Origin of the sequence: Ruegeria lacuscaerulensis (assembly GCF_013034685.1) — a bacterium.
Lineage (GTDB): Bacteria > Pseudomonadota > Alphaproteobacteria > Rhodobacterales > Rhodobacteraceae > Ruegeria > Ruegeria lacuscaerulensis_B.
The window spans coordinates 378,104-404,856 of the sequence record NZ_WQGO01000003.1 but is presented as its reverse complement, the minus strand read 5'-3'; the positions used below and the strand labels follow the sequence as shown (position 1 = coordinate 404,856).

Below are 26,753 nucleotides of genomic sequence, written 5' to 3'. Positions count from 1 at the left end.
CGGGTGTGCCGGGGAGCCACTGACAATCCGTTTTGTGTCCGGACTGGGCTCGACCTCATCCCCGAGAAGGTTCTAACCCGGCAACGAGGCTCAGATAATGCCTTAGTAGAAAAAGCGCTTGTGACTTTGCGCCAAGCTTTTTCGACAACCGGACAATGGTCGTTGCAGCATAGATGCAAAATCTGGGCAAACAGGCTATGATGAACCTATGGACGTCGACATCGCCCGCATTCAGACATTGACCCGAACGCTTGATCAGAAAGCGGCGGACAATTCTGTCGCCAACAAATTGCTTGAGAAATGTGGGCTCAGCCGGCCCGAGGTCGAAGCGCTAAACAGCGGGATCAGCGCAAAAACCGAAGCTCTGTTCACCAGATATGCCTGTGATGCCCTAGGCGATCCGACGTTTGCCGTGCAAGCGGGGCTGGCCTTCAAATCATCCTCGAGCCTGACGGCCTATGTCAGCAAATACTCTCGCGATCTGAAGCAGGTACTGGAAAACGCGGCCCGCTATCATGGCCTTATTGATCCCGCCCTGCGCTTCAGTCTGCGCGTGGCCGGGAACTTTGCCACGATCGAGGCCGAGTGGAAGGACGCCAGCTATGCCCGTTTTCATCGCCGGACCGAGTTTCTGATGTTCGCCGGTCTTTCACGTATGCGCGACCTTACCCAGATTGATTTTTACCCGATAGAAATGTGTTTTCAGCACGAAGTTGGGGAAAACAAGGCGCAATATCAGAAGCTTGCAGGATTTCCCGTCTCTTTCGGAACCGAGAGGCTCGAGATCATTCTGGCCCTATCAACGCTAGATTTACCTGTCCCGACATATGACCCCAAATTGCGTCAGCATCTGTTGGAGTATGGGGATCGCGTCATGGCCGACAGACGCCAACCCAAACAGAAATTGCGCGCGCAGGTCGAAGGGCTGATCACCAGATCCCTTCCTGGTGCAATCCTGCAAGCCGAGGAAGCCGCCGCCAATTTGGGTCTTAGCACCCGTACCTTTGCGCGTCGATTAAAGGATGAAGGAACCAGCTATCGCGAGATCGTCGATGACCTCAGATGCGATCTGGCGCAGACCTTCATTACCAACGGAATGAACTTGACCGAGATTGCCTATTCGCTTGGCTATGCCGATCAACCCGCCTTCTCCACCGCTTTCAAGCGCTGGACCGGGCAAGCCCCAAGCACGTTCCGCAGCAGATTGGATCCTCCACCCCAAGGGTGAGACCGGGGGTCATCGGCGCAGATGCCTCGCCCCGGTCCGTCCCATGAGTGGACAACAGTGAGGTAAGTACCGCTGCTGCTCAGAACTTGTGAAATCCTGCCAAAGCGTTTTCTGGAACGGTCATCTGAATGAAAAAAGGCGCCTTGGTTGGGGCGCCTTTTTGTTTATTGGTCTAGGAAGGATCGCAGTTTTCGTGACCTGCTGGGGTGTTTCAACTTCCGCAACGCCTTCGCCTCGATCTGGCGGATACGTTCGCGGGTCACGCTGAACTGCTGGCCAACCTCTTCCAGCGTATGGTCGGTGTTCATACCGATGCCAAAGCGCATCCGCAGCACCCGCTCCTCACGCGGAGTGAGAGAGGCCAGAACCCGTGTGGTGGTCTCTTTGAGGTTTTCCTGAATGGCGCTGTCCAGAGGCAACACTGCATTCTTGTCCTCGATGAAATCGCCCAGTTGGCTGTCTTCCTCGTCGCCGATTGGTGTTTCCAGAGAGATCGGCTCTTTGGCGATTTTCATCACCTTGCGAACCTTCTCTAGCGGCATTTGAAGCTTTTCGGCCAGTTCTTCCGGCGTCGGCTCGCGACCGATTTCATGCAGCATCTGGCGACCGGTCCGAACCAGCTTGTTGATCGTCTCGATCATATGAACCGGAATACGAATGGTGCGCGCCTGATCCGCGATAGACCGCGTGATCGCCTGACGAATCCACCAGGTCGCATAGGTCGAGAATTTGTAGCCGCGGCGGTATTCGAACTTGTCCACCGCCTTCATCAGGCCGATGTTCCCTTCCTGGATCAGATCAAGGAACTGCAGGCCACGGTTGGTGTATTTCTTGGCGATCGAGATCACCAGACGCAGGTTGGCCTCGACCATTTCCTTCTTGGCCTGCCGCGCCTCTTTCTCACCCTTCTGAACCTGCTGCACGATGCGGCGGAATTCGGGGATGTCCAAACCGACATACTGACCGACCTGAGCCATATCGTTGCGAAGTTCTTCGACCTTCGCGGTCGAGCGTTCAATGAACATCTGCCAGCCCCGACCCGGCTTTTCCGCCATATCCGACAGCCAGTTGGGGTCCAGCTCGCGCCCGCGATAGGCGTCGATAAACTCACGGCGGTTGATCCGTGCCTGATCCGCCAGCTTCACCATCGAACTGTCCAGCGACATCACGCGGCGGTTGATACCGTAAAGCTGGTCGATCAGCGCTTCGATCCGGTTGTTGTGCAGGTGCAGCCCATTCACCAGCTCAACAATCTCGGCGCGCAACTTTTGGTATGTTGCTTCGTCCTGTTCGCTGAAGGTGCCGTCTTCATTCAGTGTGGCTGAAATTCGGCTGTCCTGCATTTCCGACAGCATCGAGAAGTCGGTCGAGATGCGTTCTAGCGTGGTCAGAACCTGATCCTTCAGCGCGGCTTCCATCGCGGCCAGTGACATGTTGGCCTGATCATCGTCGTCATCATCGTCGTCGTTGTTCAGCGGGTTGCCGTCGGCGTCCAGCTCGGGGCCGGTATCCTCTTTCGCGGGCTTGGCGGCCTGCACGTTCGAGGTGTCAACCACTGGTTCCTCGACGTCGCCGTCTTCGTCCATCTGGTTGCCAAAAGTGGCCTCCAAATCGATGACGTCGCGCAGCAGAATGTCTTCGGACAGCAATTCGTCGTGCCAGATGGTGATCGCCTGGAACGTCAGCGGGCTTTCGCACAGGCCTGCGATCATCGTGTTCCGCCCGGCCTCAATCCGTTTGGCGATGGCAATCTCGCCCTCGCGGCTCAGCAGTTCGACGCTGCCCATCTCGCGCAGATACATGCGCACAGGGTCGTCGGTGCGGTCCAGCTTTTCGGTCGCCGCCCCGGCCAAAGCAACCTCGCGGTTGCTTTCGGTCGTGGTTAGTTCGGTCGAGCCTTTGTTTTCTTCTTCCTCGGCCTCTTCATCTTCGATGATGTTGATGCCCATCTCGGACAGCATCGACATCACGTCTTCGATCTGCTCCGAGCTGACCTGATCCGGCGGCAAAACCTGATTGAGCTGGTCGTAGGTGATGTAACCTTTCTCGCGGGCCTCGGCGATCATCTTCTTGACCTGGGCCTGGCTCATATCCAGCGAGATTTCCTGTTCCTGCTCGTCGGATTTGCGGTCTTCGTTGGTATCCTTGGCGGCCATTCAATGCTCCTGCAGGGATGGGTGATTCGTTTGAACCGAATCATTAGCGCGTAGAAGTGATTCGGCCACCCGTTTACCCGTTTTTCTTTTCCAGTGCCTTACGAAAACACCACTTTACCGGCGTTTCCGCTCGAAATTGATCCCGGACATGATTGCCTCAAACTTGTCTTTCTCGTCGCGGTTGATTCGCGCGCCATTGTCGGCCACGTCGAATATCGCCCTGTCCTCATTCTGGCTGCGGCTTGTGCGGTTACGCTCTTCGGCGGCCTGGGCCAGCCGGTATGTCAGCGCCTCATCGGCCAGATCAGACAGTTCCTCCTCGGCTTCGGCAATCTCTGCGTCCAACCCCCTGAGAGCTTTGATCTTTGCGAGCTCCTCGGCCAGCGTCATTTCGGCCTTTTCGACATCGCCCGGTTTATACACACAAGGGATCACTGCGACATGGCGAAGGGCCAGCAGGTTTTCAAGGGCTTCGGGCCCCAAAGTTTCAGCAATGTGGTCTTTCAGATTCTCGGGGTCATCAATCGCATGGCGCAGGATGGCGTGGCGCAGAGCGGCGTGGTCGGGGTCACGGCACTCCATCTCTTCCAACTGGATTTCGAACTGCACAACCACCTGCGGGTTCAGCGCTGCAATGGCCAGAATCGCCGCTTCGCGCAGTTGGATTTCCGAACCTTCGGACGAGGCCAGGAAGGACGCGCGTGCTCCTGGTGTCGCCGTCGGCTGAGGCTGCCACTTGCCGCGCGGTTGCCATTGACGGTTCTGCGGTTGGCGCTGCGGGCGGAACAACTGCCAACGCAGGTCCTTGATTTCCTGCCCGTAATGCGACCGGATCGAGGGGTCGCGGATAAGCTTGATCTTCTCGCGCAGCGCCTTGTCCAGCGCCGCTTTGCGCTCGGGACTGTCGAACACCTTGCCCTCGGTCTCGCGCTGCCACAGCAGCTTGACCATGGGAATTGCGCCTTCCAGCACGGCTTGCACGGCCCCCGGCCCTTCGGCGCGCAGCAGGTCGTCGGGGTCCTTGCCCTCGGGCATCAGGGCAAACCGCAGAGATTTCCCTGCCTCAAGCAGCGGCAGGGCCAGATCAACCGCGCGCATCGCGGCGCGCAAGCCCGCCGTGTCACCATCCAATGCAATGACCGGCTCATCGGATATGCGCCAGAGCAGTTGCAGTTGATGTTCGGTAATCGCGGTGCCCAGCGGAGCAACCGACGCGCCAAACCCGGCCTCGGCCAGCGCGATCACATCCATATAGCCTTCGGCCACGATCAGAGGTCGCCCCTTCCCCGCCGCTTGCCGCGCGGGCCCGTGGTTGTAGAGGCTGCGCCCCTTATCGAACAATTCGGTCTCGGGCGAGTTCAGGTATTTCGCATTATCATTGGGGTCCATCGCCCGCCCGCCGAAGGCAATACACCGCCCACGCGGGTCACGGATCGGGTACATGATCCGGTTTCGGAAGGTATCATAAGGCTTTTTGCCTTTGTTCGACGGTTTCGCCAGACCCGCCCCCAAGATCAGATCCTCGGCCACATTCTTGCCGCTCAGATGATCCCACAGAGCCTGCCATCCATCGGGGGCGAAGCCAATCTCCCATCGATCCAGCGCCTGCGCGTCCAACCCCCGGCGGGTCAGGTAATCGCGCGCCGCACTCCCGGCCCCGGTCTTGAGCTGCAGACGGAAAAACTGCACCGCCTGCTCCATCACCTCGGCCAGTTGCGCCCGGCGGTCCTGCTTTTCCTGCGCCTTGGGATCGCGCTGCGGCATCGGCATCCCGGCCTCGCGGGCCAGAATCTCGACCGCTTCGATGAACGAGACATTCTCGGTCTCTTTCACAAAACTGATCGCATCCCCTTTGGCGTGGCACCCAAAGCAGTAGTAAAACCCCTTTTGATCATCCACATGGAACGACGCCGTCTTTTCATGGTGAAACGGGCACGGCGCCCACATATCACCCTTGCCTTGATTGGATTTGCGCTGGTCCCACATGACCTTTCGCCCCACGACCTGAGACAGGCTGAGGCGCGTACGCAGTTCATCCAGAAATCCGGGGGGCAATGACATGTGCTAAACCTGCCAGAAATGAAAACGCGCGCCAAGGGGATGGCGCGCGGTTGTCCACAGGGAAATGGCGGACCTGTGGATTATTGCTGCAAGCACAGCTCCAGCCAGGCGGCACCAAGGTCTTTCTTGCGCACGTCGCGCATCTTTTGCTCATAGACCCAAGGCGTGATCAGCGGGATAGCCGCATTGTAATTTTCTGGCCAAGTGGGCCCTGCATCGGCGACAGCCTGCGGCACGTCGCGTTCCTTCACCCGGTCCAGCCGCGCCTGCTGAATGGCGGCCACGACGTCGGCTTGAAACTTGCAGCTTTGTTCCTTGGTTTCCTGAGCGGCCAGAGGGGTAGCCAGTACAAGGGCCGCAACGGCGATACGCAACATGTAGGTCTCCGGGATTCGTTTCTGTTCCGGCAGTCTATCCCCGGCAAACCCGTCCCGCCATCGCCGTTTTGCACCTCGCGCCTTCGTGTTGCACAGGGGCGACCCAAGGCCGCCCCTGCGCTGACATCACAGCCCTTTAGCGCGATAGCTTTTCGAGACCCGGTCGATCGCCACGATATACGCAGCTGTGCGCAGGTCTTCGACATCATCGCGGCTATGCCAAACCTCACGCATGGATTGATACGCAATCCGCATCGTGTCATCGAGGCCCGAGCGCACTAGCTCAAGCTCATCCGCACCTTTCAGGTACTTGGCCTTGAAGTCCGGTGACATCGACCAGGCATCGCCCAGATACCGGTCCAGACGCTCCAGTTCGCTGACGATCAGTTCGTGCCGCGCCTCTTCCTGCCGGCGCTGCATCCGGCCAAAGCGGATATGGCTGAGGTTCTTGACCCACTCGAAATACGAGACCGTCACACCACCTGCGTTGGCATACATATCCGGGATGATCACGGTGCCCTTCTTGCGCAGAATCTCGTCCGCGCCCGCCGTCACAGGGCCGTTGGCCGCCTCGATGATCAGCGGGGCCTTGATGCGATCAGCGTTTTCCAGGTTGATCACGCCTTCCAGCGCCGCCGGGATGAGGATATCGCATTCTTGTTCCAGCACTGCCGAGCCTTCGGCGGAATGGGTCGCGTCCGGGTAACCCTTGACGCCGCCATGTTTGACGATCCACTGCCGAACGGATTCAACGTCGATCCCATCAGGGTTATATAGCGCGCCATCCCACTCAATGATGCCGGTGACAATCGCTCCGTCCTCTTCGCTCAGGAATTTAGCCGCGTGATAGCCCACGTTACCCAACCCCTGAATGATCACCCGCTTGCCTTCCAACTTCCCTGACAGGCCCGCCTTCTGGATATCTTCCGGGTGGCGGAAGAACTCGCGCAGCGCGTATTGCACACCGCGCCCCGTTGCCTCGACCCGCCCGGCGATACCACCTGCGTTCAGCGGCTTGCCAGTTACACAAGCGCGCGCGTTGATATCGGTGGTGTTCATCCGCGCATATTGGTCGGCCATCCAGGCCATCTCCCGCTCACCTGTACCCATGTCGGGGGCCGGAACGTTCTGAGACGGGTTGATTAGGTCCCGCTTGGCCAATTCATAGGCGAAGCGCCGAGTGATCTGCTCAAGCTCATGCTCTTCATACTTGCGCGGGTCGATGCATAGCCCGCCTTTCGAGCCGCCAAACGGCGTTTCTACCAAAGCACATTTATAAGTCATCAGCGCAGCCAGCGCCTCGACCTCGTCCTGATTTACGGCCAGCGCATAGCGGATACCGCCTTTCACGGGTTCCATATGCTCGGAATGAACCGATCTGTATCCGGTGAAGGTGTGTATGTCGCCACGTAGGCGCACACCGAAACGAACTGTGTAGGTGGCATTGCAGACACGTATCTTTTCTTCAAGTCCGGGGGGCAAATCCATCAGGGACGCCGCCCTGTTGAACATCAAATCAACACTCTCACGAAAACTTGGTTCATTAATGGCCGTCATCTATACCTCCGTGCCAACGAACGACTGGCGTTCTGACGTTTTGTCGCACCCCTGACTTAAACGATCAATATTTAAGCAGAAATAAAAGTCGAAATTTTCTGCACATCTTGTTGAACCCCCGCTGAGTCGCGAGGGATCGTCAGCGCCAACGCGATTGTCGCCAGCGGGAAAACAGAGCAACACGTGTTCGATAAATTATCCTCCATTTGCCCCCAAAAGGGCCTAAAGGGGGGCCGTTTCGCCCAATTCCCGCCACGTTTCACCAGTAATTTCCATGCGTTAACTTTTTCCTAGCAGCTTGGGATGTCTGCTCAACGAGGTCTGCATAATGATTGAACACGCACGTCACGGCGGCAAAACGTTTTTTGGTCGACAAATTCCTTTAGCTCGTCATTTCGCGCAGCGAGAAGACGGTGCATTCACCATTTTTGTGCTGCTGGGTTTCCTTGTCATTTTGGCAACGACCGGTATGGGCGTTGACCTGATGAACTTTGAGCGAGATCGCGCGAACCTTCAGTCCACGTTGGACCGCGCCGTTCTGGCAGCCGCGGATCTTGATCAGCAACTGCCTCCGAAAGCGGTCGTGGTTTCTTATCTGGAAAAGGCCGGGCTTGGAGATAAACTGGTCGGAGAACCCGTTGTCGAGGAAGGCTTAGGGTCTCGTCGAGTTTCTGCCAGAGCGCAGACCGTCGTTCCCACACATTTCATGCGGTTCTCGGGTGTCAAACAACTCACGGCCGTTGCGGCAAGTACCGCCGAGGAATCCATCGGCGCTGTCGAAATCTCGTTGGTTCTGGATATGTCCGGGTCCATGAACGAAGATTCAGCCGAACCAAACAAGACCAAGATTGAGGTTCTCAGGGATGCGGCAAAGGAATTTGTCACGCTGATGCTGCAAAAGCAGGAAGGCAGCGAGATTTCGATGTCAATCATCCCCTATGCCACTCAGGTGAACGCGGGTGCTGACATTTTGGACAAGTTCACCAATGTCTCAAGCGAGCACAGCTTTTCGCATTGCGTTAACTTCACTTCGACTCAGTTCCAGCAAGCAGCCCTTGACCCGGCAACGGCGTTGGAACGCACCGGACATTTCGACGTTTTCACGAACTCGGAAAACCCGATCAGTGCCCCTGTTTGCCCGGTCCGCGCTGGGAGCGAGATTACGCCTGTCACGGACGACATTACCGTATTGCACAACCGAATTGATGCCCTGACGGCGACCGGGAACACCTCGATTGACGTCGGCATGAAATGGGGTACGGCATTGCTGGACCCTGCCTTCCAGGATGTCGTCAGCGATCTGTCGACCGACGGCAACGTCCCGGCAAAATTCAGCAACCGCCCGCTGGGATACGAAGAAGATGTTCTGAAAATCGTGATTGTTATGACCGACGGCCAGAACACCTCGCAATTCCGTTTACGCTCGGACCTGCGCAGCGGTAACTCGAACGTCTGGTACAACCCCAACTACGTTCATTTCAACGGCCAACGAGGTGAATACAGCACCCGCGTTTCCAGCAACCCGCCCACTTATTTCTGGACACGCCAAGGCGTTTTCCGCGATCACCCTTTTGGTGACAACGAACCAGGTCGGGCCACTCGCCTGACATACCCCCAACTGTTTAATCAGGCATCCCTGTACTGGAACGCGGTAAACAACTACCGCTGGCAGAACAACCACCGCACCAACTGGTACAACAACGCCTTCCGCTCGACAGGGGCGTCCAGCAAGAATACGCGCACAACCAATATCTGCGCCGCGGCCAAGAACAAGGGCACGATTATCTACGGGATCGCCTTTGAAGCCCCCGCGGCGGGTCTGACTACGATCAAGAATTGCGCAAGTTCCGACAGCCATGTCTATGAAGTCGACGAGTTTGATGATCCCGAAGGTATCTCTTTGGAAGAGGCATTCGCCTCGATCGCATCGTCGATCAAAAAGTTGAGGTTGACTCAATGACACATCGAGCATTCAAAAAACTACGGCTTTTTAGAAAGTCTGAAAACGGATCGATCACACTCGAATTCGCACTCCTGTTTCCTGCATTCATCTTCTTCATCCTGAGCGCGACGGAGTATTCGCTGGTCACGCTCCAGCAGGCGATGTTGGAACGCGCTGTGGATCAATCCGTAAGGGACGTGCGCTTGGGAACCGGCACGGCCCCTACACATGATTCCATCAAGGATTCGATCTGCGAACGGACCCTGGTTATCAAGAACTGCCAAGACAACATGCGTCTTGAGATGATCGTGCAGAGCGCATTCACCGGAGTTGTCTTGCCGCAAACGCCTGACTGCACCGACAACTCGGAAGAAGCCAGACCTGTGCGCGAGTTTACACCGGGCCTGTCAAACGAGCTGATGATTTTGCGGGCCTGCGCAAAAGTGGACCCCGTATTCCCCACTTCGTTGATGGGCCGCGCTTTGTCTGACGACAGGGGCCAGATCGCTCTGACCGCCACCACAGCATTTGTTCAGGAGCCTTGATAGTCCCATGACCCTGCTTGCAAAAGTTCGAAACCTATTAAACCGCAAAGCCCGTGACGAACGTGGTGCCCTGTCGGTCGAGGCTGTTCTGGTCTTTCCGATGCTGTTCTGGACGGTCACCGGCACCTACACGTTTTTCGACGGTTTCCGGCAAAGCGCCGCCAACCTTCGGGCCGCCTATACCGTTGGAGATCTGATCTCAAGGGAAACGTCAGAGGTTACGGATACATACGTAGACTCCATGCAGGAATTGATGGAGCGTATGGTCGACAATGGTACGCCACTACGTGTTCGCATTTCGCTGGTCAGGTATGATGAAGGCGATGCACGACATTATGTAGACTGGTCCGCCATTCGCGGCTTCTGCGATCAATTGGACAATGACAACATCACCAGCATTAGCGGCTCTTTGCCGCCGATGCCGGATCAGGACACACTTATCATCGTTGAAACCTCAAATGACTTCGATCCGGCCTTTGGTGGCGCCGCAGTCATCGGGGATTGGGTAAGCGACGATTCAACCTTCGAAAATTTTGTATTCACTCGTCCGCGTTTTACGAACGCTATTGCGCAGAACCTTGGCCCTCAGCCGGTCTGTTCATAAGCAAGATAGAAAGCGCCTCAGACATGAATTTGGTTTCGGCGGCGGATGTCATGCCGCCGATGCCAACCCGACGGCCTAGACGCCACCAAAGTCCCGGTGCCCAGGCGTTCGCCTGACCCTCTTTCGTGCGAACCAAAAAGCCGTTTGAGGGCTTGAACGCAAAGACCCCGCGATCCACGGCCTCGATACTGTCGACATAAGCGATAACGCGCCCTGACCCTGTACGCATCTCGGTTTTGGTCAACTCGATCCAGTCGGCAGTTGCAGTCCACATACGGTGCGCCAGCCAGAATGCCGCGATTCCAACCAAGACCAGAAACACCTGCCAGGCCGGCTCTGGCGGGGTTGCCGCTGCCACATAGAGAACCAGCGCTCCAACCACAGCCAACATGCCAACGCCAAGCCAACGTCTTGGTGTTGAAGCCCTTACAGTGGCCAGTACCTCTTGCTGCATCGTCATATCCCCGCGGTCGTTTGACCGGATGTAGCCGCTTTCGCTGACGAAGGACAGAGGGCGGTGCATTGCATTTTTGCGCACAGGTCCCGTGCCCGACTGCAAATTGACGAACCTTACCCGCGCGATACATGGTTCGCATGAGATACAGGAGGCCCATATGTCGCTTAGACCCACGCTGGAGACCAGAAAAGCCATGCCAACGATGGAAGGCGCGGGCGTCAAATTGCACCGCGCATTCGGGTTTCAGGACCCGTCCGAATTGGACCCCTTCCTGCTCTTCGATGATTTCCGAAATGAACGTCCTCAGGACTACATGGCCGGTTTTCCATGGCACCCCCACCGCGGGATAGAGACGATCACCTATGTGCTGTCCGGCACAGTCGAGCATTCGGATTCTCTGGGCAACACCGGCACCTTGGGCGCGGGCGACGTACAGTGGATGACCGCCGGGTCCGGCATTCTGCATCAGGAAATGCCCAAAGGAAACAGCTCTGGGCAGATGCACGGGTTTCAATTGTGGGGGAACCTGCCCTCGGCCCAGAAAATGACGGCACCGCGGTATCAGGATGTGGAAAGCAAAGAGATCCCCGAAATCACGGATGATGACGGCACCACGGTTCGCGTCATTGTTGGTGAGTTTTGGGGCAAAACCGGCCCAGTAGACGGTATCGCCGCTGATCCGCAATATCTCGATATCCAGATCCCGGCGGGTGTGAAAAAGACCTTTCGCGTCGACACCTATCGCCGCGCCTTTGCCTATGTGTTTCAGGGACAGGCGGCCTTCGCCGATGCCTCGCAACCCACTGGCGTCTTGCTGGAAAAAGAGGTCGCAGGGCAAGAGGTCAATATCCGCGACATGTCCGGCGATCGCACATTGGTGCGGTTTGGAACCGGGGATGAGGTCACGGTTCAGGCCGGGCCGGATGGGGTCCGTTTCCTGCTGATCTCAGGTGCTCCGATCGACGAGCCGGTGGCGTGGCACGGACCCATCGTCATGAACACGCGCGCCGAACTGGAGCAGGCCTTTCGAGAGCTGCAAAACGGCACCTTCATTCGCCCCGCGCACTGACCGAGCGTCGCACCATATCCCAATAAATCCGCTCGACCTCGTCCAGCGACAAACGCCCGCCCGCGCGATACCAGGTCATCACGCCATTCAGCATTGCAATCACGGCCAACGTGGCGATCTTGGTATCCGCGATGTCAAACTGCCCTACCCGCTGACCGTCTTGCAGAATTGTCTCCAGCGAATCCTCATAGCTGCGGCGCAGAGCCTCAATCTCGGCAAAATTCTCGGGGGTCAGATTGCGCAGTTCCATATAGGCGATGAAGACCTCATCGGGGCGTTGCAGGTGAAACCGGATATGGAAGCCGACAAAGCGGCGCAGGGCCTCAATGGCATCACCTGCGGGATCCAGCGCGTCATAGGCTGTCAGAAGGTCCTGCATGTGGTCGGACATCAGCCTGTATAGAAGGCTCTGCTTGTCGGGTGTGTAGTTATACAGCGCACCGGCCTGCACACCAACTTCGGCCGCGATCTGGCGCATCGACACCGCTGCATAGCCGTGGCGAGCAAACAAAGCCAGCGCCGCCTTGCGAATGCGGGGGCCAGTGATATCGGAATGTGAACCTTGCGTGCGTGCCATAACTCAACAATATCTGAACAGATGTTCAGATAGAACCCCGCTTGAACCGCCGTCGCAAAAGAGGCATCACTGGAGCAGTACTGTTCGAAAGGGTTCTGAATGAAACCCCTGCCATTTCTGATCGCTGTGCTGGCTTGCGCAGCCTGTGCAAACTTCCCGGAATTGGAGGGAGAGGAACCTACCAACGTGAAAAAGGCACGCTATCCCAAGCTGATCGCGTTGCAGCAGAATCTGGGCCCGCCAGTCGACCCCGTCAGCGAAGCCGCCGAGGTCGAAGAAGAGCTGAACGCCCGCCGCGAAGTGCTGGAAAACAAGGCGGATCAACTGCAGAACGCAGAAATCAACTGAACGTCGTCAAAATCCCTTGTTGGCCCGGTTCGGGACGCATTGCACCCTTGCGCCGAACCCGCTAAGGCAGCGGAGAACGGGCAAGGCCCGAAAGGCGATGAATTCGAGCGAAAGGAACCCACGGGATGACACAGGCGCTGCGGCTTGGAATTGCGGGCTTGGGAACGGTCGGCGTGGGTGTCGTCAAGATCGTGCGCCAACATGCGGATTTGCTGCAAGCGCGTACTGGCCGCCCCATTGAAATCACCGCCGTATCGGCGCGCGACGCGTCCAAGGATCGCGGCGTGAACCTGTCGGGCTATGCGTGGGAAACCGACCCGGTTGCCCTGGCGCAGCGGGACGATATCGACGTCTATGTTGAACTGATGGGCGGTGAAAACGGCCCCGCCAAAGCCTCGGTCGAGGCGGCGCTGGCCAGTGGCAAAGACGTCGTAACCGCAAACAAAGCGCTGCTGGCGATCCACGGGCAAGAGCTGGCCGAAAAGGCCGAAGCCGCCGGGCGCGTGATCCGGTTCGAGGCCGCCGTTGCAGGCGGTATTCCCGTGATCAAATCCCTGACCGAAGGTCTTGCCGGCAATGAAATCACCCGCGTCATGGGCGTGATGAACGGCACCTGCAACTATATTCTGACCCGGATGCAATCGCAGGAGCTAGGCTATAACGCCCTGTTCGAAGAATGCGCCCAGCTGGGGTACCTCGAAGCTGATCCAAATCTGGATGTCGGCGGCATCGACGCGGCACATAAACTGGCGCTGCTGTCGTCGATTGCCTTCGGCACCAAACCCAACTTCGACGGGATCGAGATTGAGGGCATTCAGCAGATCAGCCTCGATGACATCCACCAGGCCGACGATATGGGCTATCGCATCAAGCTGCTAGGTGTGGCGCAGAAAACCGCGCGTGGGCTGGTCCAACGGATGCAGCCCTGCCTTGTACCCAGCGGCTCGGCGCTGGGACAACTGGAAGGCGGCACCAACATGGTAGTGATCGAGGGCGATGCGGTCGAACAAGTCGTTCTGCGCGGCCCCGGCGCGGGCGAAGGCCCCACGGCAAGCGCCGTGATGGGCGATGTCTGTGATCTGGCGCGCGGGTTGCAAATCCCGACCTTTGGCCGGCCCGCGACCTCGTTGCAGGATGCGGCACCGGCGATCACCGGCCTGCCCGCCCCCTATTACCTGCGTCTTGCGCTGTTCGACAAACCCGGCGCGCTGGCGAAAGTGGCTGCCATTCTGGGCGATGCCGGTGTGTCGATCGACCGGATGCGCCAATATGGCCACTCGGACAGCACCGCGCCGGTCCTGATCGTAACGCATAAAACAACACGGGCCACGCTGGATGTGGCGCTGGACGGGTTCCGCGACACCGATGTGGTATCGGGCGAACCGGTCGCGCTGCGCATTGAAGAGGTTTGACCCTTGCGGCCTACCTAGGCCGCAGGCTATGCCCAAGAAAACGCCTATACTGACCTGAGGATAGTGAAAATGAGTGCTGCCAAGATTGATTTCAACGACCGACTGCTGTCGCTGGGCCTGGCGCGGGTTGCGGAACAGGCTGCTCTGGCCTCTGCCTCGCTGGTGGGACGTGGTGACGAGAAGGCAGCCGATCAGGCAGCGGTCAACGCGATGCGCGAACAGTTGAACCTGCTAGATATCGCAGGCGTCGTGGTCATCGGCGAAGGCGAGCGGGACGAAGCGCCGATGCTTTATATCGGTGAAGAGGTCGGTACCGGTAATGGCCCCGGCGTGGACATCGCGCTGGACCCGCTGGAAGGCACCACCCTGACCGCCAAGGACATGCCCAATGCCCTGACCGTGATCGCCATGGGCCCGCGCGGCTCGATGCTGCATGCGCCCGACGTTTACATGGACAAGCTGGCCGTGGGTCCGGGCTATCCCGAAGGCGTCGTGAATCTGGACATGAGCCCGCGTGAACGGGTCGAGGCTCTGGCCAAAGCCAAGGGCTGCGCGCCCGCTGACATTACAGTTTGCATTCTGGAACGCCCCCGGCACGAGGCGATGATCGCCGAAGTACGCGAGACCGGAGCCTCGATCCGTCTGATCACCGATGGGGACGTGGCCGGTGTGATGCATTGCGCCGAAAGTGAAGAGACCGGCATCGACATGTATATGGGCCAAGGCGGCGCGCCCGAGGGTGTGCTGGCTGCAGCGGCCTTGAAATGCATGGGTGGGCAGATCTTTGGCCGCCTGCTGTTCCGCAACGATGACGAACGTGGCCGTGCCGCCAAGGCGGGCATCACCGATCTGGACCGTATCTACGAACGCGATGAGATGGTGACAGCCGACGTGATCTTCGCCGCAACCGGCGTGACCGGCGGGTCGCTGTTGCCGCGCATCAAGCGCGAGCCGGGTTGGCTGGAAACCACCACCCTGCTGATGCGGTCTAAGACCGGATCGGTTCGGCGCATGTCCTATCGCACCCCTCTGTGGTCGCACGACAACTAGCGGCTTGCGCCGCGGCCTCCGGCGGTCGTATTTTGAACGAAAAGAAGGGCCGGGTCCGGAAGGTATCCGGCCTTGGCATATCAGGGGCGGGTCATGAGCTTTCTTGGGGTTGAACAGTCTTTGTCCGGGCGGCGGTGGGTCGGCCCCTCGGCGGATGTGGAACGCGCAACCGAGATGCTGGTGCAACAGGCTGGGCTGCCGCGTGCTGTTTGCCAAGTGCTGGCGCGCCGTGGAGTTCCCGCGATGGAGGCCCCCGGTTTCCTGGAGCCCAAGCTGAAAGAACTGCTGCCCGATCCGCGTGACATGAAGGATATGGAGGTCGCAGCCACCCGGTTTCTGACGGCGGTGCGAGCCAAGCAGCGGATTGCTGTTTTTGCGGACTATGATGTGGACGGCGGCAGTTCGGCGGCGTTGCTGTTGGTCTGGTTGCGTCAGATGGGGTTGCAGGCGACGCTGTACGTGCCCGACCGGATTGATGAGGGCTACGGTCCCAATGTGCCCGCCATGCAGGAGCTGGCCGCCCGTCACGACCTGATCATCTGCGTCGATTGCGGCACGCTGAGCCATGAACCGATCGCGGCAGCCAAGGGCGCGGATGTAATCGTGCTGGATCACCATTTGGGCGGCGAGACCCTGCCCGAATGCGTGGCCGTGGTGAACCCGAACCGGCAGGATGAAAGCGGCGATCTGGGCTATCTGTGTGCGGCTGGCGTGGTGTTCTTAATGCTGGTCGAGGCCGGGCGGCAACTGCGTGAGGCCGGAGTTAAGGGACCGGACTTGATCTCGCTGCTGGATTTGGTGGCGCTGGCGACCGTGGCAGATGTCGCTCCTCTGATCGGGGCGAACCGCGCGCTGGTGCGTCAGGGGCTGAAGGTGATGGCACAGCGGCAGCGGCCCGGTCTGGTGGCCCTGTCGGACGTGGCGCGGATGGATTCGGCCCCCAACAGCTATCACCTTGGGTTCATGCTGGGACCGCGCGTGAACGCGGGCGGACGCATTGGCCAGGCCGATCTGGGAGCGCGGTTGCTCAGCACCGATTCGATGCACGAGGCCGAGGCCCTGTCGCAGCGCTTGGACGAACTGAATACCGAGCGCCGCGATATCGAAAACACCGTACGCGCAGCCGCCATGGAACAGGCCGAGGAACGTGGAGTGGACGCCCCCCTTGTCTGGGCCGCTGGTGAGGGCTGGCATCCCGGCGTCGTTGGCATCGTTGCGTCGCGTCTGAAAGAGGCCGCGAACCGCCCAGCCATCGTGATCGGCTTTGACGGGGATGAAGGCAAGGGCTCGGGTCGCTCGGTTTCGGGCGTCGATCTGGGGGCTTCGATCCAGCGTCTGGCTGCCGAAGGGCTGCTGCTCAAAGGTGGCGGGCACAAGATGGCTGCAGGGCTAACCGTGATGCGCGATCAGCTAGAACCGGCGATGGCGCGGTTGTCGGAACTATTGGCCAAACAGGGCGCGGGCGAAGGCGGCCCGGCGGACCTGAAACTGGACGGCACATTGATGCCGGGTGCCGCCACAGTGGACCTGATCGAACAGATCGAAAAAGCTGGCCCATTTGGCGCCAGCGCCCCTGCCCCACGCTATGCTCTGCCCGATCTGCAAGTGCGCTTTGCCAAACGCGTAGGCGAGTCACATCTGAAACTGTCCCTGTCCGATGGTGTGGGCAGCGGTCTGGACGCCATCGCGTTCGGTGCGTTCGACGGACCAATCGGGGAAAAACTGTCCAACCACGGTGGCGCTCGGTTCCATTTTGCTGGGCGGCTCGAGGTCAATACGTGGGGCGGACGGCAATCCGTGCAGCTTCGGTTGGAGGACGCAGCCGAGGCAAATTAGGCCCGCGCCCGACCCCGCCAAAAAACTTGTCCCTCCCTGCATTTTTCGGCTTGCGGGGGGTGTAGGTAAACCGTAAAAGGCCCTCCACAAGCAAGCGTGGCCCGTTCGTCTATCGGTTAGGACGCCAGGTTTTCAACCTGGAAAGAGGGGTTCGATTCCCCTACGGGCTGCCACTTGTGCTTGTTCGGCTTAAATGGCCCGTTCGTCTATCGGTTAGGACGCCAGGTTTTCAACCTGGAAAGAGGGGTTCGATTCCCCTACGGGCTGCCATTTTCCCCCTCTTTTTCGCCGTGCAGTCCGCCGGTTTCGCTTTGGATGTCTGGGAATCGATTTCAACAACAAACCCGAACTCACAGTTGCGGCAAACCACCTCTCAGCCTTTTGTCTGTCTTGTGACTGCGCTCGCAATAAATTGAAAAGTGTTTTTTTTCAGCGCATTATACGACGTCAATTTCATTTACTAAAAATTTAGTTTGACACATATGCAAAAAATCGCCGATGCTCCTCGCCATCCGGTTCGCGCCGGAAACCATAATCTTTGGGAGGAGACAGATGCGGAGACATCTACTTTCCGCCGTGGCGGCAGCAGCCGTCATTGCGGGGCACGGTACCGCTTGGGCCGACGAAGCCGCAGCAACACGTTGGATCGACGACGAATTCCAGCCATCGACCCTGTCGAAAGACGAACAGATGGGTGAGATGAAATGGTTCATCGAAGCTGCACAACCCTATGCGGGCATGGAGATCAACGTCCTGTCCGAGGGCATCCCGACCCATTCCTATGAATCCGAGGTGCTGACCAAGGCATTCGAGGAGATCACCGGCATAAAGGTCAACCACCAGATCCTCGGTGAGGGCGAAGTGGTTCAGGCCGTGCAGACCCAGATGCAGACGGGCCGGAACCTGTATGACGGTTACGTCAATGACAGCGACCTGATCGGCACGCATTCGCGCCTGCAACTGGCCTATAACCTGACCGAACAGATGGCAGGTGACTGGGCGGCGACCACATCGCCGACGTTGGATCTGGATGACTTCATGGGAATTCAGTTCACCACTGGCCCGGACGGTAACCTGTACCAGCTGCCCGACCAGCAGTTCGCGAACCTCTACTGGTTCCGCAAGGACTGGTTCGATGATGAGGCCAACAAGGCCGCGTTCAAAGAGAAGTATGGCTACGACCTTGGCGTTCCAGTCAACTGGTCAGCCTATGAGGACATCGCCGAGTTCTTCACCAACGACGTGAAAGAAGTCGATGGTGTGGCGATCTATGGCCACATGGATTACGGCAAACGTGCGCCTGACCTTGGGTGGCGTATGACTGATGCGTGGCTCTCGATGGCCGGCGCAGGCGACGTAGGTGAGCCGAACGGCGTTCCCGTCGACGAATGGGGCATCCGCATGGAAGCGGGCACCTGTAACCCAGTTGGTGCGTCCGTCTCGCGCGGTGGTGCTGCAAACGGCCCGGCTGCGGTTTATGCGATCCGTAAATGGGATGAGTGGCTGCGGAACTACGCGCCTCCGGGTGCGGCGTCCTATGACTTCTACCAGTCGCTGCCGGCGCTCAGCCAAGGCAACGTGGCCCAGCAGATCTTCTGGTACACCGCCTTTACCGCCGACATGGTGAAGCCGAAGTCCGAAGGCAACAACACCGTGGATGACGAAGGCACGCCGCTGTGGCGGATGGCGCCCAGCCCGCACGGCCCCTACTGGGAAGATGGCCAGAAGGTCGGCTATCAGGACGTGGGCTCCTGGACGTTCCTCAAATCGACCCCCTCGGATCGTGCCCAGGCCGCGTGGCTGTACGCTCAGTTCGTGACGTCCAAGACTGTCGATGTGAAGAAGTCCCACGTGGGCCTGACCTTCATCCGCGACAGCTCGGTCAACCACGAGTCCTTCACCGAACGCGCTCCCAAGCTAGGTGGTCTGGTCGAGTTCTACCGCTCGCCTGACCGTGTGGCATGGTCGCCGACCGGCATCAACGTGCCTGACTATCCGAAGCTGGCTCAGATCTGGTGGCAGCAGATCGGTGACGTGAACTCGGGCGCCTTCACCCCGCAAGAGGCGATGGACCGTCTGGCCGAGGAAATGGACATCACCATGTCCCGGATGCAGGCCGCCGATGAGGCTGCCAACGTCTATGGCGGCTGTGGCCCGCGCCTGAACGAGCCGCAGGACCCTGCCTTCTGGCTGGAGAAAGCCGGTTCGCCCAAGGCCAAGTTGGAAAACGAAAAGCCGCAAGGCCAGACCGTCAACTATGACGAGCTGGTTGCGCGCTGGCAGGCCAACTAAGCCAATGCAACCGGGGGTGCCGTGCGCGGCATCCCCACCCCACGACCAGTGCGTCGCACTGAAGGACCGGAACCCACGGACATGATCGAACTTCAAGACGCCACCAAGCGGGTTGGCAACGTTATTCATATCAAGCCTACCAACCTGAAGCTGCAGACCGGCCATTTCAATGTGCTGCTGGGTGCGACAGGATCGGGCAAGACCTCTCTGATCAAGATGATGGCCGGGCTGGATCCGATGGCCTCGGGCAAAGTGCTGATGGACGGGCAGGATGTGACCCGGCTGAACACGCAAAAGCGGCAGATTAGCCTGGTGCACCAGTTCTTCGTGAACTACCCGCATATGACAGTTTTCGACAATATTGCCTCGCCCCTGCGCGTGGCAGGCATGGCGCAATCCGAGATCGAAGGCCGCGTGGAAGAGGCCGCTGACTTGCTGCAATTGCGCCCCATGCTGCATCGCCGCCCACATGAGCTGTCGGGGGGTCAGCAACAGCGTACAGCTCTCGCCCGCGCGATTGCCAAGGAAAGCCGCGCGGTGTTTCTGGACGAGCCGCTGGCAAACCTCGACTACAAGCTGCGCGAAGAATTGCGCGAACAACTGCCCGACTTGTTTGCAGGGCGCGGGGCCGTCGTGGTCTATGCGACCTCGGAACCCGAAGAGGCGCTGCTTCTGGGTGGCTACACCGCCCTGATGGAGGATGGTCGCGTCACGCAATTCGGCCCCACCGCCGATATCTATCGCAATCCTGAAAACATCGCCGCCGCGCGTGTGTTCTCGGACCCGCCGATCAACGTGGCCCAAATCACCGTGTCCGGCGCTCAAGCGCAACTGGCAGGTGGCGGAGGCTGGGCCGTCTCGGACATGGCCGATGGAGACTACATGGTCGCCGTGCGCCCACACCGGGTGACGCCGTTCCGCACATCTGATGCGGATGTGGAACTGACAGGCCGGGTCATTGTGACTGAGCTGTCGGGTTCGGATTCCAGCGCGCATTTTCGACATGGATCGGATGATTGGGTCTCGCTGGCGGCTGGTGTGCATCCCTATCAAGTCGGCGAGGATCACAGTTTCTACATGAACCCGGCGCATTGCCGGTATTTCGGCCAAGACGGCAAAAGGGTGGCCTGACATGGCACAGATCAAACTTTCCAATCTGCGACACAGCTATATGCCCGCGCCGAAAGGCCCCGAAGATTATGCGCTGAAGGAAATCGACGTCACATGGCGCGATGGCGGAGCCTATGCGCTGCTGGGGCCGTCGGGCTGCGGCAAGTCCACCTTGCTGAACATCATCTCGGGCCTTCTGACCCCATCCGAAGGGCAAATCTTGTTCGATGATCGGGATGTGACCGCCCTGCCCCCCGACCAGCGCAACATTGCGCAGGTGTTCCAGTTTCCAGTGATCTACGACACGATGACCGTGGGCGAAAACCTGGCCTTTCCGCTGAAAAACCGAGGCGTTGACCCGGCAACGATCAAGCGCCGTGTCGATGAGATCGCCGAGATGTTGGACGTCACGGATATGCTGAGCACCCGCGCCAGCGGCCTGAGCCCGGACAACAAGCAGAAAATCTCGATGGGGCGCGGGCTGGTGCGCGATGACGTGAACGCAGTGATGTTTGACGAACCGCTGACCGTGATCGACCCGCACCTGAAATGGAAACTGCGGTCCAAGCTGAAAGAGCTGCACCAGCGCGTCAAAGCCACGATGATCTATGTGACCCATGACCAGACCGAGGCCCTTACTTTCGCCGACGAAGTCGTTGTCATGCAAGAAGGCGAAGTGGTGCAGATCGGCACACCGGTTGAACTCTTCGACCGGCCTCAGCATACGTTTGTGGGTCACTTCATCGGCTCACCCGGCATGAATGTCCTGCCCTGCGAAGCCAAAGGCGACCGCGCAGTGTTCGAAGGTCATGAGGTCATGCTGGAAGGTCCCACCCACGGTGACGGAGGCCGCACCGATCTGGGTATCCGGCCCGAATATGTGGGCTTTGGAGATACGGGCATCCCGGCGCATGTGACCAAGGTCTCGGACATTGGTCGCCACTACGTGGTCAGCGCCATGGTTGGCAATACCGCGCTCAAGGCCGTGACGGAACACAGCGTGCCGGAACCCGGTTCGCAGGTCTACCTGCAATTCAAACCCGAACAATCCCGCGTCTACCGTGACGGCTGGATCGCAACCGAGGAGCGCAGCTGATGAGAACGGAAAACCAAAAAGCGTGGTTCTTTGTGTTGCCCGTGCTGGCGCTGGTCGCATTCAACGCGCTGGTGCCGATGATGACGGTGGTCAACTACTCGGTGCAGGAAACCTTTGGCAACAACCAGTTCTTCTGGGAAGGCCTTGGCTGGTTCGAGCAAATCCTGCGCTCGGACCGTTTTCAGGCTGCTTTGGGACGGCAATTCCTGTTTACCTTCCTGATCCTGCTAATCGAGGTGCCCCTCGGCATCATCGTCGCCCTGTCGATGCCGCGCAAAGGCTTCTGGGTGCCGGTCTGTCTGGTCCTGATGGCCCTGCCGATGCTGATCCCGTGGAACGTAGTCGGCTCGATGTGGAACATCTTTACCCTGCCCAAGATCGGCCTGCTGGGGTACTTCCTGAATGATGTTCTGGGCATCAACTATGACATGACGCAACAGCCTCTGTCGGCTTGGATCACGGTCGTCGTCATGGATGTCTGGCACTGGACGTCGCTGGTTGTTCTGCTGTGCTATGCGGGCCTCGTGTCGATCCCCGATGCCTATTATCAGGCCGCCAAAATCGACGGTGCCAGCCCTTGGTCGGTGTTCCGCTATATCCAACTGCCCAAGATGAAAACCGTCCTGACCATCGCCGTCCTGCTGAGGTTCATGGACAGTTTCAACATCTATACCGAGCCCTTCGTTCTGACGGGCGGTGGCCCCGGCAACTCAACCACCTTGCTGTCGATCGACCTTGTGAAGATCGCGCTGGGACAGTTCGACCTCGGCCCTGCAGCCGCGATGAGCCTGATATATTTCGCCATCACGCTGCTGGTCAGCTGGGTCTTCTACACTCTGATGACAAAGGATGACGCGCAATGAAGAAGCGGTCTCTTATCCCGATCCTCTATATCGCGTTCCTGATGCTGCCGATCTATTGGCTGGTGGCGATGTCCTTCAAGACAACGAACGAAATCCTGTCGGGCTTTTCCCTATTCCCCCAGACCTTTACGCTGGAAAATTACATCACCATCTTCACCGATCCGACATGGTATTGGGGTTATATCAACTCGATCATCTACGTAACACTGAACACGGTGCTGTCGGTCTGTGTGGCCCTGCCTGCGGCCTATGCGTTCTCGCGCTATCGGTTTCTGGGTGACAAGCAGCTGTTCTTTTGGCTGCTGACCAACCGGATGGCCCCGGCGGCCGTGTTCGCGCTGCCGTTCTTCCAGCTTTATTCGTCGATCGGGCTGTTTGACACCCATCTGGCCGTGGCGCTGGCGCATACACTGTTCAACGTGCCGCTGGCGGTGTGGATTCTGGAAGGCTTCATGCGCGGCATCCCAAAGGAACTGGATGAAACCGCCTATGTCGACGGCTATTCCTTCCCGCGCTTCTTCGTGACGATTTTCCTACCCAACATCAAGGCGGGCGTCGGCGTGGCGGCGTTCTTCTGCTTCATGTTCTCGTGGGTCGAGATGCTTCTGGCCAAAACCCTTACGGCGGTTGAGGCCAAGCCCATCGCCGCCGTGATGACCCGTACCGCTTCCAGCGCGGGGTATGAGCTGGGCCTGCTGGCGGCTGCCGGGACGCTGACCATCATCCCCGGTGCCATCGTCATCTGGTTTGTCCGCAACTACATCGCGCGCGGGTTCGCGATGGGCCGTGTGTGAGGTTCGATATGCGTAAACTTCTTCTCACCCTCCCCTTTCTACCCTCGATGGCGGCTGCCCAGCAGGCCGGTTGGGGCAGCGTCGGCCAGCAGGAGGAAAAAGGGTTTTCCTGGACCGATCCCTTGTGGCCCGATTTCTGGATGGCTTGGACCCCCGCAACGCTGGCGCTGTTCGTCGGTATCTTTTCGGCCATCGCCCTGATCGGCGTGCTGGAAGGGTTCAAGTTCCGCGACGGGATCGAACGGCGCGGCGTGCTTGGCCTGACCACCACGCTGGGCGACCGGCTGTTCATCACCCTATTGGGATCGGCCTATATCTTCCTTGCTTGGTTGGGATTGGTTGGCCAGCCCGTCTGGGCACCGCTTTTCCTGTCGATCGGCTGGGGATTCTTCGTCTTCTGGAAAGTTTGAGCTTTGCGAAACAGCGAAAGGATGCTTGTCTGTCAGGCATACTAAATATGCGACACGAAAGACCGATGCGAAAGAAAAAGACAACAAACCTTCTGACCGAGGTAGAGCTGGAGTTCATGAATGAGCTCTGGGCACTTGGTCAGGGCTCGGTCCGTGACGTGCTTGATCGTCTGCCTCCAGAACGCAATCTGGCCTATACCTCCGGCGCAACCATCCTTCGGATTCTCGACGAGAAAGGCTTTGTCGAAAGCCGCAAGGACGGCAAGACGCTGATCTATACGCCGCTGCTGGAGAAAGACAAATATCAGGCACGGTCGTTGCAGAACCTCTCGCGTACATTGTTCGATGACACGCCTGCCTCGCTGGTGGCGCGCCTGGTAGACGATGCGGGCCTGAGCGAAGCCGATCTGGAGGAAATTCGAGCACTGGTAGAAAGGAGACTGCACAATGACGGCGGTTAAACCGGTTCTCGACGCGTATCTGGAATGGAATATCGTACTGGCCCTCGCGGCACTGGTGTGGCTGGTCGTGCGGGCCATTATGGGTCGGACGCGGCTGCAATATGGCTTTGTGGCGCAGCTTCAGGCGCTCAAGGCCCTGTGCCTTTGCGTCGTTCTTAGCCCTGTTCTGGCCATTGGGGCATTTGCACTCACCTCAGCCCATGGCACCGTTGCTTTGGGGGACATCGCTGTTGCCGCCTATCTGCGCGGCGACATCGCTATGCCCGCGACCCAATTCGAGGCGCTTTTGAACACACGCGAACGCTGGGTCGAAGTATTTGTTTCCGGTGCATATCCGGTTCTGTCCGCGATCTTCGGTCTGGTGATCGTGATGGCCGCGGCCTATGCCGTGCGCGTCCTGCGCGATGGGCTGGCGATCCGTGAAACGATCCAGACCAGCTTTTTGTGGCGGCATTCGGCCAAGGTCGATATACGCCTCTCCGACCGGATCGCCGTGCCCTTTGCCGTGCGCGGCCTTCGTCGCCGCCATGTTGTCCTGCCCAGCCATCTGCTGGACACGCCGCGCGAATTGCGCTTTGCGCTGGCGCATGAGCTTCAGCACGTGCGTGCGGGCGATGTGGAGTGGGAGCTGGGGTTCGAAATTTTACGCCCATTGCTGTTCTGGAACCCCGCCTATCTGGTGCTGAAATATCAGTTCGACCGTCTGCGCGAGCTGGCCTGCGACCAATCCGTGGTTGCCCGCCGCGGGATCAACGCGCGCGACTATACCGCTTGCCTGCTGGACTATTGCGCCCGCACGGTGCGCAAGGGCAGCCCTCGGGTTCTGAATGTCGCGCTGGTCACGGGAGGCAAAGCAAAGCGCGTGTTGCGCCAACGCGTGATGGCGCTGGCCGAGGCTCCCTCGGTCCGCTCTGGCACTCCGGTGCTGTTTCTGGGCCTGACGCTGGTCTTTGCAACCGTGCTGGGTTTTGGTGCCGCCTCCGTGCAACAGACCGAGGATTGGAGCCACGACCGATTGATGCTGTCGACAGTAGTTAACCTTGAACGGCTCGAGGCTCGAAACAGCGGCAACTGATCCCGCTTACCAACCACGCCGCCCAAACAGCGCATGAAGTCGGTTCTGCCCCGCAAACGGATCCGGCTTTTTCGGCGTGCTGAGCTTTGACACAACGCGGCGCACCATCACCCAGCAGACAACCGCAAAGACAACGCCCCCCAGCGCCTGCCCCATCAGGACACCGGGCGCGCCTGCAAGGATGCCTCCGACCACGGCAAACGGCCAAGTACCCAACGTATGCCGCCCCCAATTGACCCATGTGGAATAGATGGGATGGCCCAGATTGTTAAAGCTGGCATTGGCAACAAAGATTACCCCGTTGAAGAAAGACGCCAGCGCCAGAGGACCGCAGAACAGATAGATCAGCGCCCGCGTTTCCCCCTGCGCCAGAAACAGATCCGCAATTGGGCCTCGAAGGGCAAACAAGACAGCGGCCATCAGCAGAACGTAGATGGCGGTGAATTTGACCCCGGCCAGAAACGTCTCTTTCACCCGATCATACTGCCCCGCACCATAGTTCTGGCCAACGATGGGACCGATCGCGCCTGATAGGGCAAACACAACCGAAAACGCCACCGGCATCAGCCGTGCGATAACCGCCATGCCGGCTACAGCATCGGTTCCGAACTGCGCCACCTCACGGATGACGAGGGCGTTACCGACGGGCGTGGCTATGTTGGTTAATACGGCAGGTACCGCAATGGCACGCACCGGGCGCACATCCTGAACCACTTGTTTAAGCGAAGGGCGCGCGAACCCTCGATGCACCTTTGTCGCAGGTCGCATCACCGCTATCAGCATACAGACCCGCGCGATGACCGAGGCTATCGCCGCCCCGTCCAGCCCAAGCCCAACCGCAAAGATCAGGATCGGATCCAGCACCGCGTTGACCAGCCCACCAAATATCGTCGCCTGCATGGAACGGCGCGCATCCCCATGGGCCCGTAAGACCGCCATCCCGGCCATGGCCAACGCCATCACCCACATGGTCGGAAGAATGATCGAGCTATAGCGCACTGCAAGGTCCAGCACTTCACCTTCGGCCCCCAACAGCGATAACAAGGCCCTAAGATTCCACAGCACTAGCGCGGACAGGATCATGCCGGTGATCGCGCCCAGCACTGCTACGCTGGTGCCAAACCGCCTGGCTTGATCCGGTCGCCCTGCCCCCAGCTCACGCGAGACCAGAGCTCCTGCGGCAATAGAAAGGCCGACATTGACCGAGTTGGTAAAGAACAGCAACGTCCCGGCATATCCCACTGCAGCGGCCAGCGCGTCGTTCCCCAGCATCGAGATGAACACCATATCGACGAAGTCGACAGCGAAGATCGCCATCAGGCCGATACTGGTGGTCAATGACATGCGCGTGACATGGCGCATCAGGCTGCCCGACAGAAAGACTGCCTGACCCGAGCTTTGAGATGTCATGGACGCCCCCCTTGTGCGGGGCT

The 26,753-nt window shown here is 59.0% G+C and carries 24 protein-coding genes and 2 tRNA genes; 19 read left to right on the top strand and 7 right to left on the bottom strand.

Annotated features, from left to right (window positions below):
• Positions 1-208: 208 nt before the first annotated feature.
• Positions 209-1,228: a helix-turn-helix domain-containing protein gene (locus tag GOV80_RS09655; RefSeq protein ID WP_170784311.1), complete on the top strand. Its 1,020-nt coding sequence runs from the start codon at positions 209-211 to the stop codon at positions 1,226-1,228.
• A gap of 164 nt (positions 1,229-1,392) precedes the next feature.
• Here GOV80_RS09655 and rpoD read toward each other — a convergent pair whose 3' ends face one another.
• From rpoD to GOV80_RS09635, 4 genes are all read right to left on the bottom strand, one after another.
• Complete coding sequence (rpoD, locus tag GOV80_RS09650) at positions 1,393-3,384, bottom strand: RNA polymerase sigma factor RpoD (protein WP_170769341.1); 1,992 nt, start codon at positions 3,382-3,384, stop codon at positions 1,393-1,395.
• Positions 3,385-3,498: 114 nt separating this feature from the next.
• On the bottom strand, positions 3,499-5,445 hold the full coding sequence (dnaG, locus tag GOV80_RS09645; RefSeq protein ID WP_170769340.1) for a DNA primase: 1,947 nt from the start codon (positions 5,443-5,445) through the stop codon (positions 3,499-3,501).
• A gap of 80 nt (positions 5,446-5,525) precedes the next feature.
• Positions 5,526-5,822 carry a hypothetical protein gene (locus GOV80_RS09640; protein ID WP_170769339.1) on the bottom strand — a complete coding sequence of 99 codons (297 nt, stop codon included), beginning with the start codon at positions 5,820-5,822 and terminating at the stop codon, positions 5,526-5,528.
• Positions 5,823-5,948: 126 nt separating this feature from the next.
• Positions 5,949-7,379, bottom strand: coding sequence for a Glu/Leu/Phe/Val family dehydrogenase (locus GOV80_RS09635; protein ID WP_170769338.1), 1,431 nt, complete (start codon positions 7,377-7,379; stop codon positions 5,949-5,951).
• Between the two features lie 328 nt (positions 7,380-7,707).
• On the opposite strand from GOV80_RS09635, the gene GOV80_RS09630 reads away from it, so the two are divergent.
• The 3 genes from GOV80_RS09630 to GOV80_RS09620 are packed head-to-tail and all read left to right on the top strand — an operon-like array spanning position 7,708 to position 10,470.
• Entirely contained in the window at positions 7,708-9,339 is a 1,632-nt protein-coding gene (locus tag GOV80_RS09630; protein WP_170769337.1) for a TadE/TadG family type IV pilus assembly protein, read from the top strand.
• Positions 9,336-9,866 (top strand): TadE/TadG family type IV pilus assembly protein, encoded by a 531-nt coding sequence (locus GOV80_RS09625; RefSeq protein ID WP_170769336.1) that lies wholly within the window; start codon positions 9,336-9,338, stop codon positions 9,864-9,866. The genes GOV80_RS09630 and GOV80_RS09625 overlap by 4 nt, the downstream gene beginning before the upstream one ends.
• A gap of 7 nt (positions 9,867-9,873) precedes the next feature.
• The gene (locus GOV80_RS09620; RefSeq protein ID WP_170784309.1) at positions 9,874-10,470 is read left to right on the top strand and encodes a TadE/TadG family type IV pilus assembly protein; all 597 of its coding nucleotides are present in this window, start codon (positions 9,874-9,876) and stop codon (positions 10,468-10,470) included.
• Here the strand turns inward: GOV80_RS09620 and GOV80_RS09615 are convergent.
• Entirely contained in the window at positions 10,430-10,993 is a 564-nt protein-coding gene (locus GOV80_RS09615) for a hypothetical protein (RefSeq protein ID WP_336510144.1), read from the bottom strand. The two genes, GOV80_RS09620 and GOV80_RS09615, sit on opposite strands and share 41 nt — an antisense overlap.
• A 91-nt stretch (positions 10,994-11,084) precedes the next feature.
• Between GOV80_RS09615 and GOV80_RS09610 the strand changes: the two genes are divergently transcribed.
• Positions 11,085-11,996 (top strand): pirin family protein, encoded by a 912-nt coding sequence (locus GOV80_RS09610; RefSeq protein ID WP_170784306.1) that lies wholly within the window; start codon positions 11,085-11,087, stop codon positions 11,994-11,996.
• Here GOV80_RS09610 and GOV80_RS09605 read toward each other — a convergent pair.
• Positions 11,977-12,573, bottom strand: a complete 597-nt coding sequence (locus GOV80_RS09605) for a TetR/AcrR family transcriptional regulator (protein ID WP_170784304.1) — start codon at positions 12,571-12,573, stop codon at positions 11,977-11,979. The two genes, GOV80_RS09610 and GOV80_RS09605, sit on opposite strands and share 20 nt — an antisense overlap.
• Positions 12,574-12,672: 99 nt before the next feature.
• On the opposite strand from GOV80_RS09605, the gene GOV80_RS09600 reads away from it, so the two are divergent.
• The 14 genes from GOV80_RS09600 (at position 12,673) to GOV80_RS09535 (ending at position 25,320) form a co-directional block, all read left to right on the top strand.
• Positions 12,673-12,921 carry a hypothetical protein gene (locus GOV80_RS09600; RefSeq protein ID WP_170784302.1) on the top strand — a complete coding sequence of 83 codons (249 nt, stop codon included), beginning with the start codon at positions 12,673-12,675 and terminating at the stop codon, positions 12,919-12,921.
• A 125-nt stretch (positions 12,922-13,046) separates the two neighbouring features.
• Positions 13,047-14,333, top strand: coding sequence for a homoserine dehydrogenase (locus GOV80_RS09595; protein ID WP_170784300.1), 1,287 nt, complete (start codon positions 13,047-13,049; stop codon positions 14,331-14,333).
• A gap of 69 nt (positions 14,334-14,402) precedes the next feature.
• Positions 14,403-15,383 carry a class II fructose-bisphosphatase gene (glpX, locus tag GOV80_RS09590; protein ID WP_170352726.1) on the top strand — a complete coding sequence of 327 codons (981 nt, stop codon included), beginning with the start codon at positions 14,403-14,405 and terminating at the stop codon, positions 15,381-15,383.
• Between the two features lie 93 nt (positions 15,384-15,476).
• Positions 15,477-17,219 (top strand): single-stranded-DNA-specific exonuclease RecJ, encoded by a 1,743-nt coding sequence (gene recJ / locus GOV80_RS09585; protein WP_170784298.1) that lies wholly within the window; start codon positions 15,477-15,479, stop codon positions 17,217-17,219.
• Between the two features lie 98 nt (positions 17,220-17,317).
• Positions 17,318-17,392: transfer RNA gene (locus tag GOV80_RS09580), tRNA-Glu, on the top strand.
• Between the two features lie 22 nt (positions 17,393-17,414).
• A tRNA-Glu gene (locus GOV80_RS09575) sits at positions 17,415-17,489 on the top strand.
• A gap of 282 nt (positions 17,490-17,771) precedes the next feature.
• Positions 17,772-19,511 (top strand): ABC transporter substrate-binding protein, encoded by a 1,740-nt coding sequence (locus GOV80_RS09570; RefSeq protein WP_170769328.1) that lies wholly within the window; start codon positions 17,772-17,774, stop codon positions 19,509-19,511.
• Positions 19,512-19,592: 81 nt separating this feature from the next.
• On the top strand, positions 19,593-20,642 hold the full coding sequence (locus GOV80_RS09565; RefSeq protein WP_170784295.1) for an ABC transporter ATP-binding protein: 1,050 nt from the start codon (positions 19,593-19,595) through the stop codon (positions 20,640-20,642).
• Between the two features lies 1 nt (position 20,643).
• Positions 20,644-21,717: an ABC transporter ATP-binding protein gene (locus GOV80_RS09560; protein WP_170784294.1), complete on the top strand. Its 1,074-nt coding sequence runs from the start codon at positions 20,644-20,646 to the stop codon at positions 21,715-21,717.
• The gene (locus GOV80_RS09555; RefSeq protein ID WP_085807799.1) at positions 21,717-22,580 is read left to right on the top strand and encodes a carbohydrate ABC transporter permease; all 864 of its coding nucleotides are present in this window, start codon (positions 21,717-21,719) and stop codon (positions 22,578-22,580) included. Before GOV80_RS09560 ends, GOV80_RS09555 begins: the two co-directional genes overlap by 1 nt.
• Positions 22,577-23,374: a carbohydrate ABC transporter permease gene (locus GOV80_RS09550; protein ID WP_085807800.1), complete on the top strand. Its 798-nt coding sequence runs from the start codon at positions 22,577-22,579 to the stop codon at positions 23,372-23,374. Before GOV80_RS09555 ends, GOV80_RS09550 begins: the two co-directional genes overlap by 4 nt.
• A gap of 8 nt (positions 23,375-23,382) precedes the next feature.
• A complete protein-coding gene (locus GOV80_RS09545) occupies positions 23,383-23,784 on the top strand; it encodes a DUF2160 domain-containing protein (protein WP_170769323.1) in 402 nt (133 codons plus the stop codon).
• Positions 23,785-23,849: 65 nt separating this feature from the next.
• Entirely contained in the window at positions 23,850-24,245 is a 396-nt protein-coding gene (locus GOV80_RS09540; RefSeq protein WP_170769322.1) for a BlaI/MecI/CopY family transcriptional regulator, read from the top strand.
• On the top strand, positions 24,232-25,320 hold the full coding sequence (locus tag GOV80_RS09535) for a M56 family metallopeptidase (RefSeq protein ID WP_170784292.1): 1,089 nt from the start codon (positions 24,232-24,234) through the stop codon (positions 25,318-25,320). The genes GOV80_RS09540 and GOV80_RS09535 overlap by 14 nt, the downstream gene beginning before the upstream one ends.
• A gap of 6 nt (positions 25,321-25,326) precedes the next feature.
• Here the strand turns inward: GOV80_RS09535 and GOV80_RS09530 are convergent, their stop codons facing one another.
• Positions 25,327-26,730 carry an MATE family efflux transporter gene (locus tag GOV80_RS09530; protein WP_237215746.1) on the bottom strand — a complete coding sequence of 468 codons (1,404 nt, stop codon included), beginning with the start codon at positions 26,728-26,730 and terminating at the stop codon, positions 25,327-25,329.
• Positions 26,731-26,753: the final 23 nt, after the last annotated feature.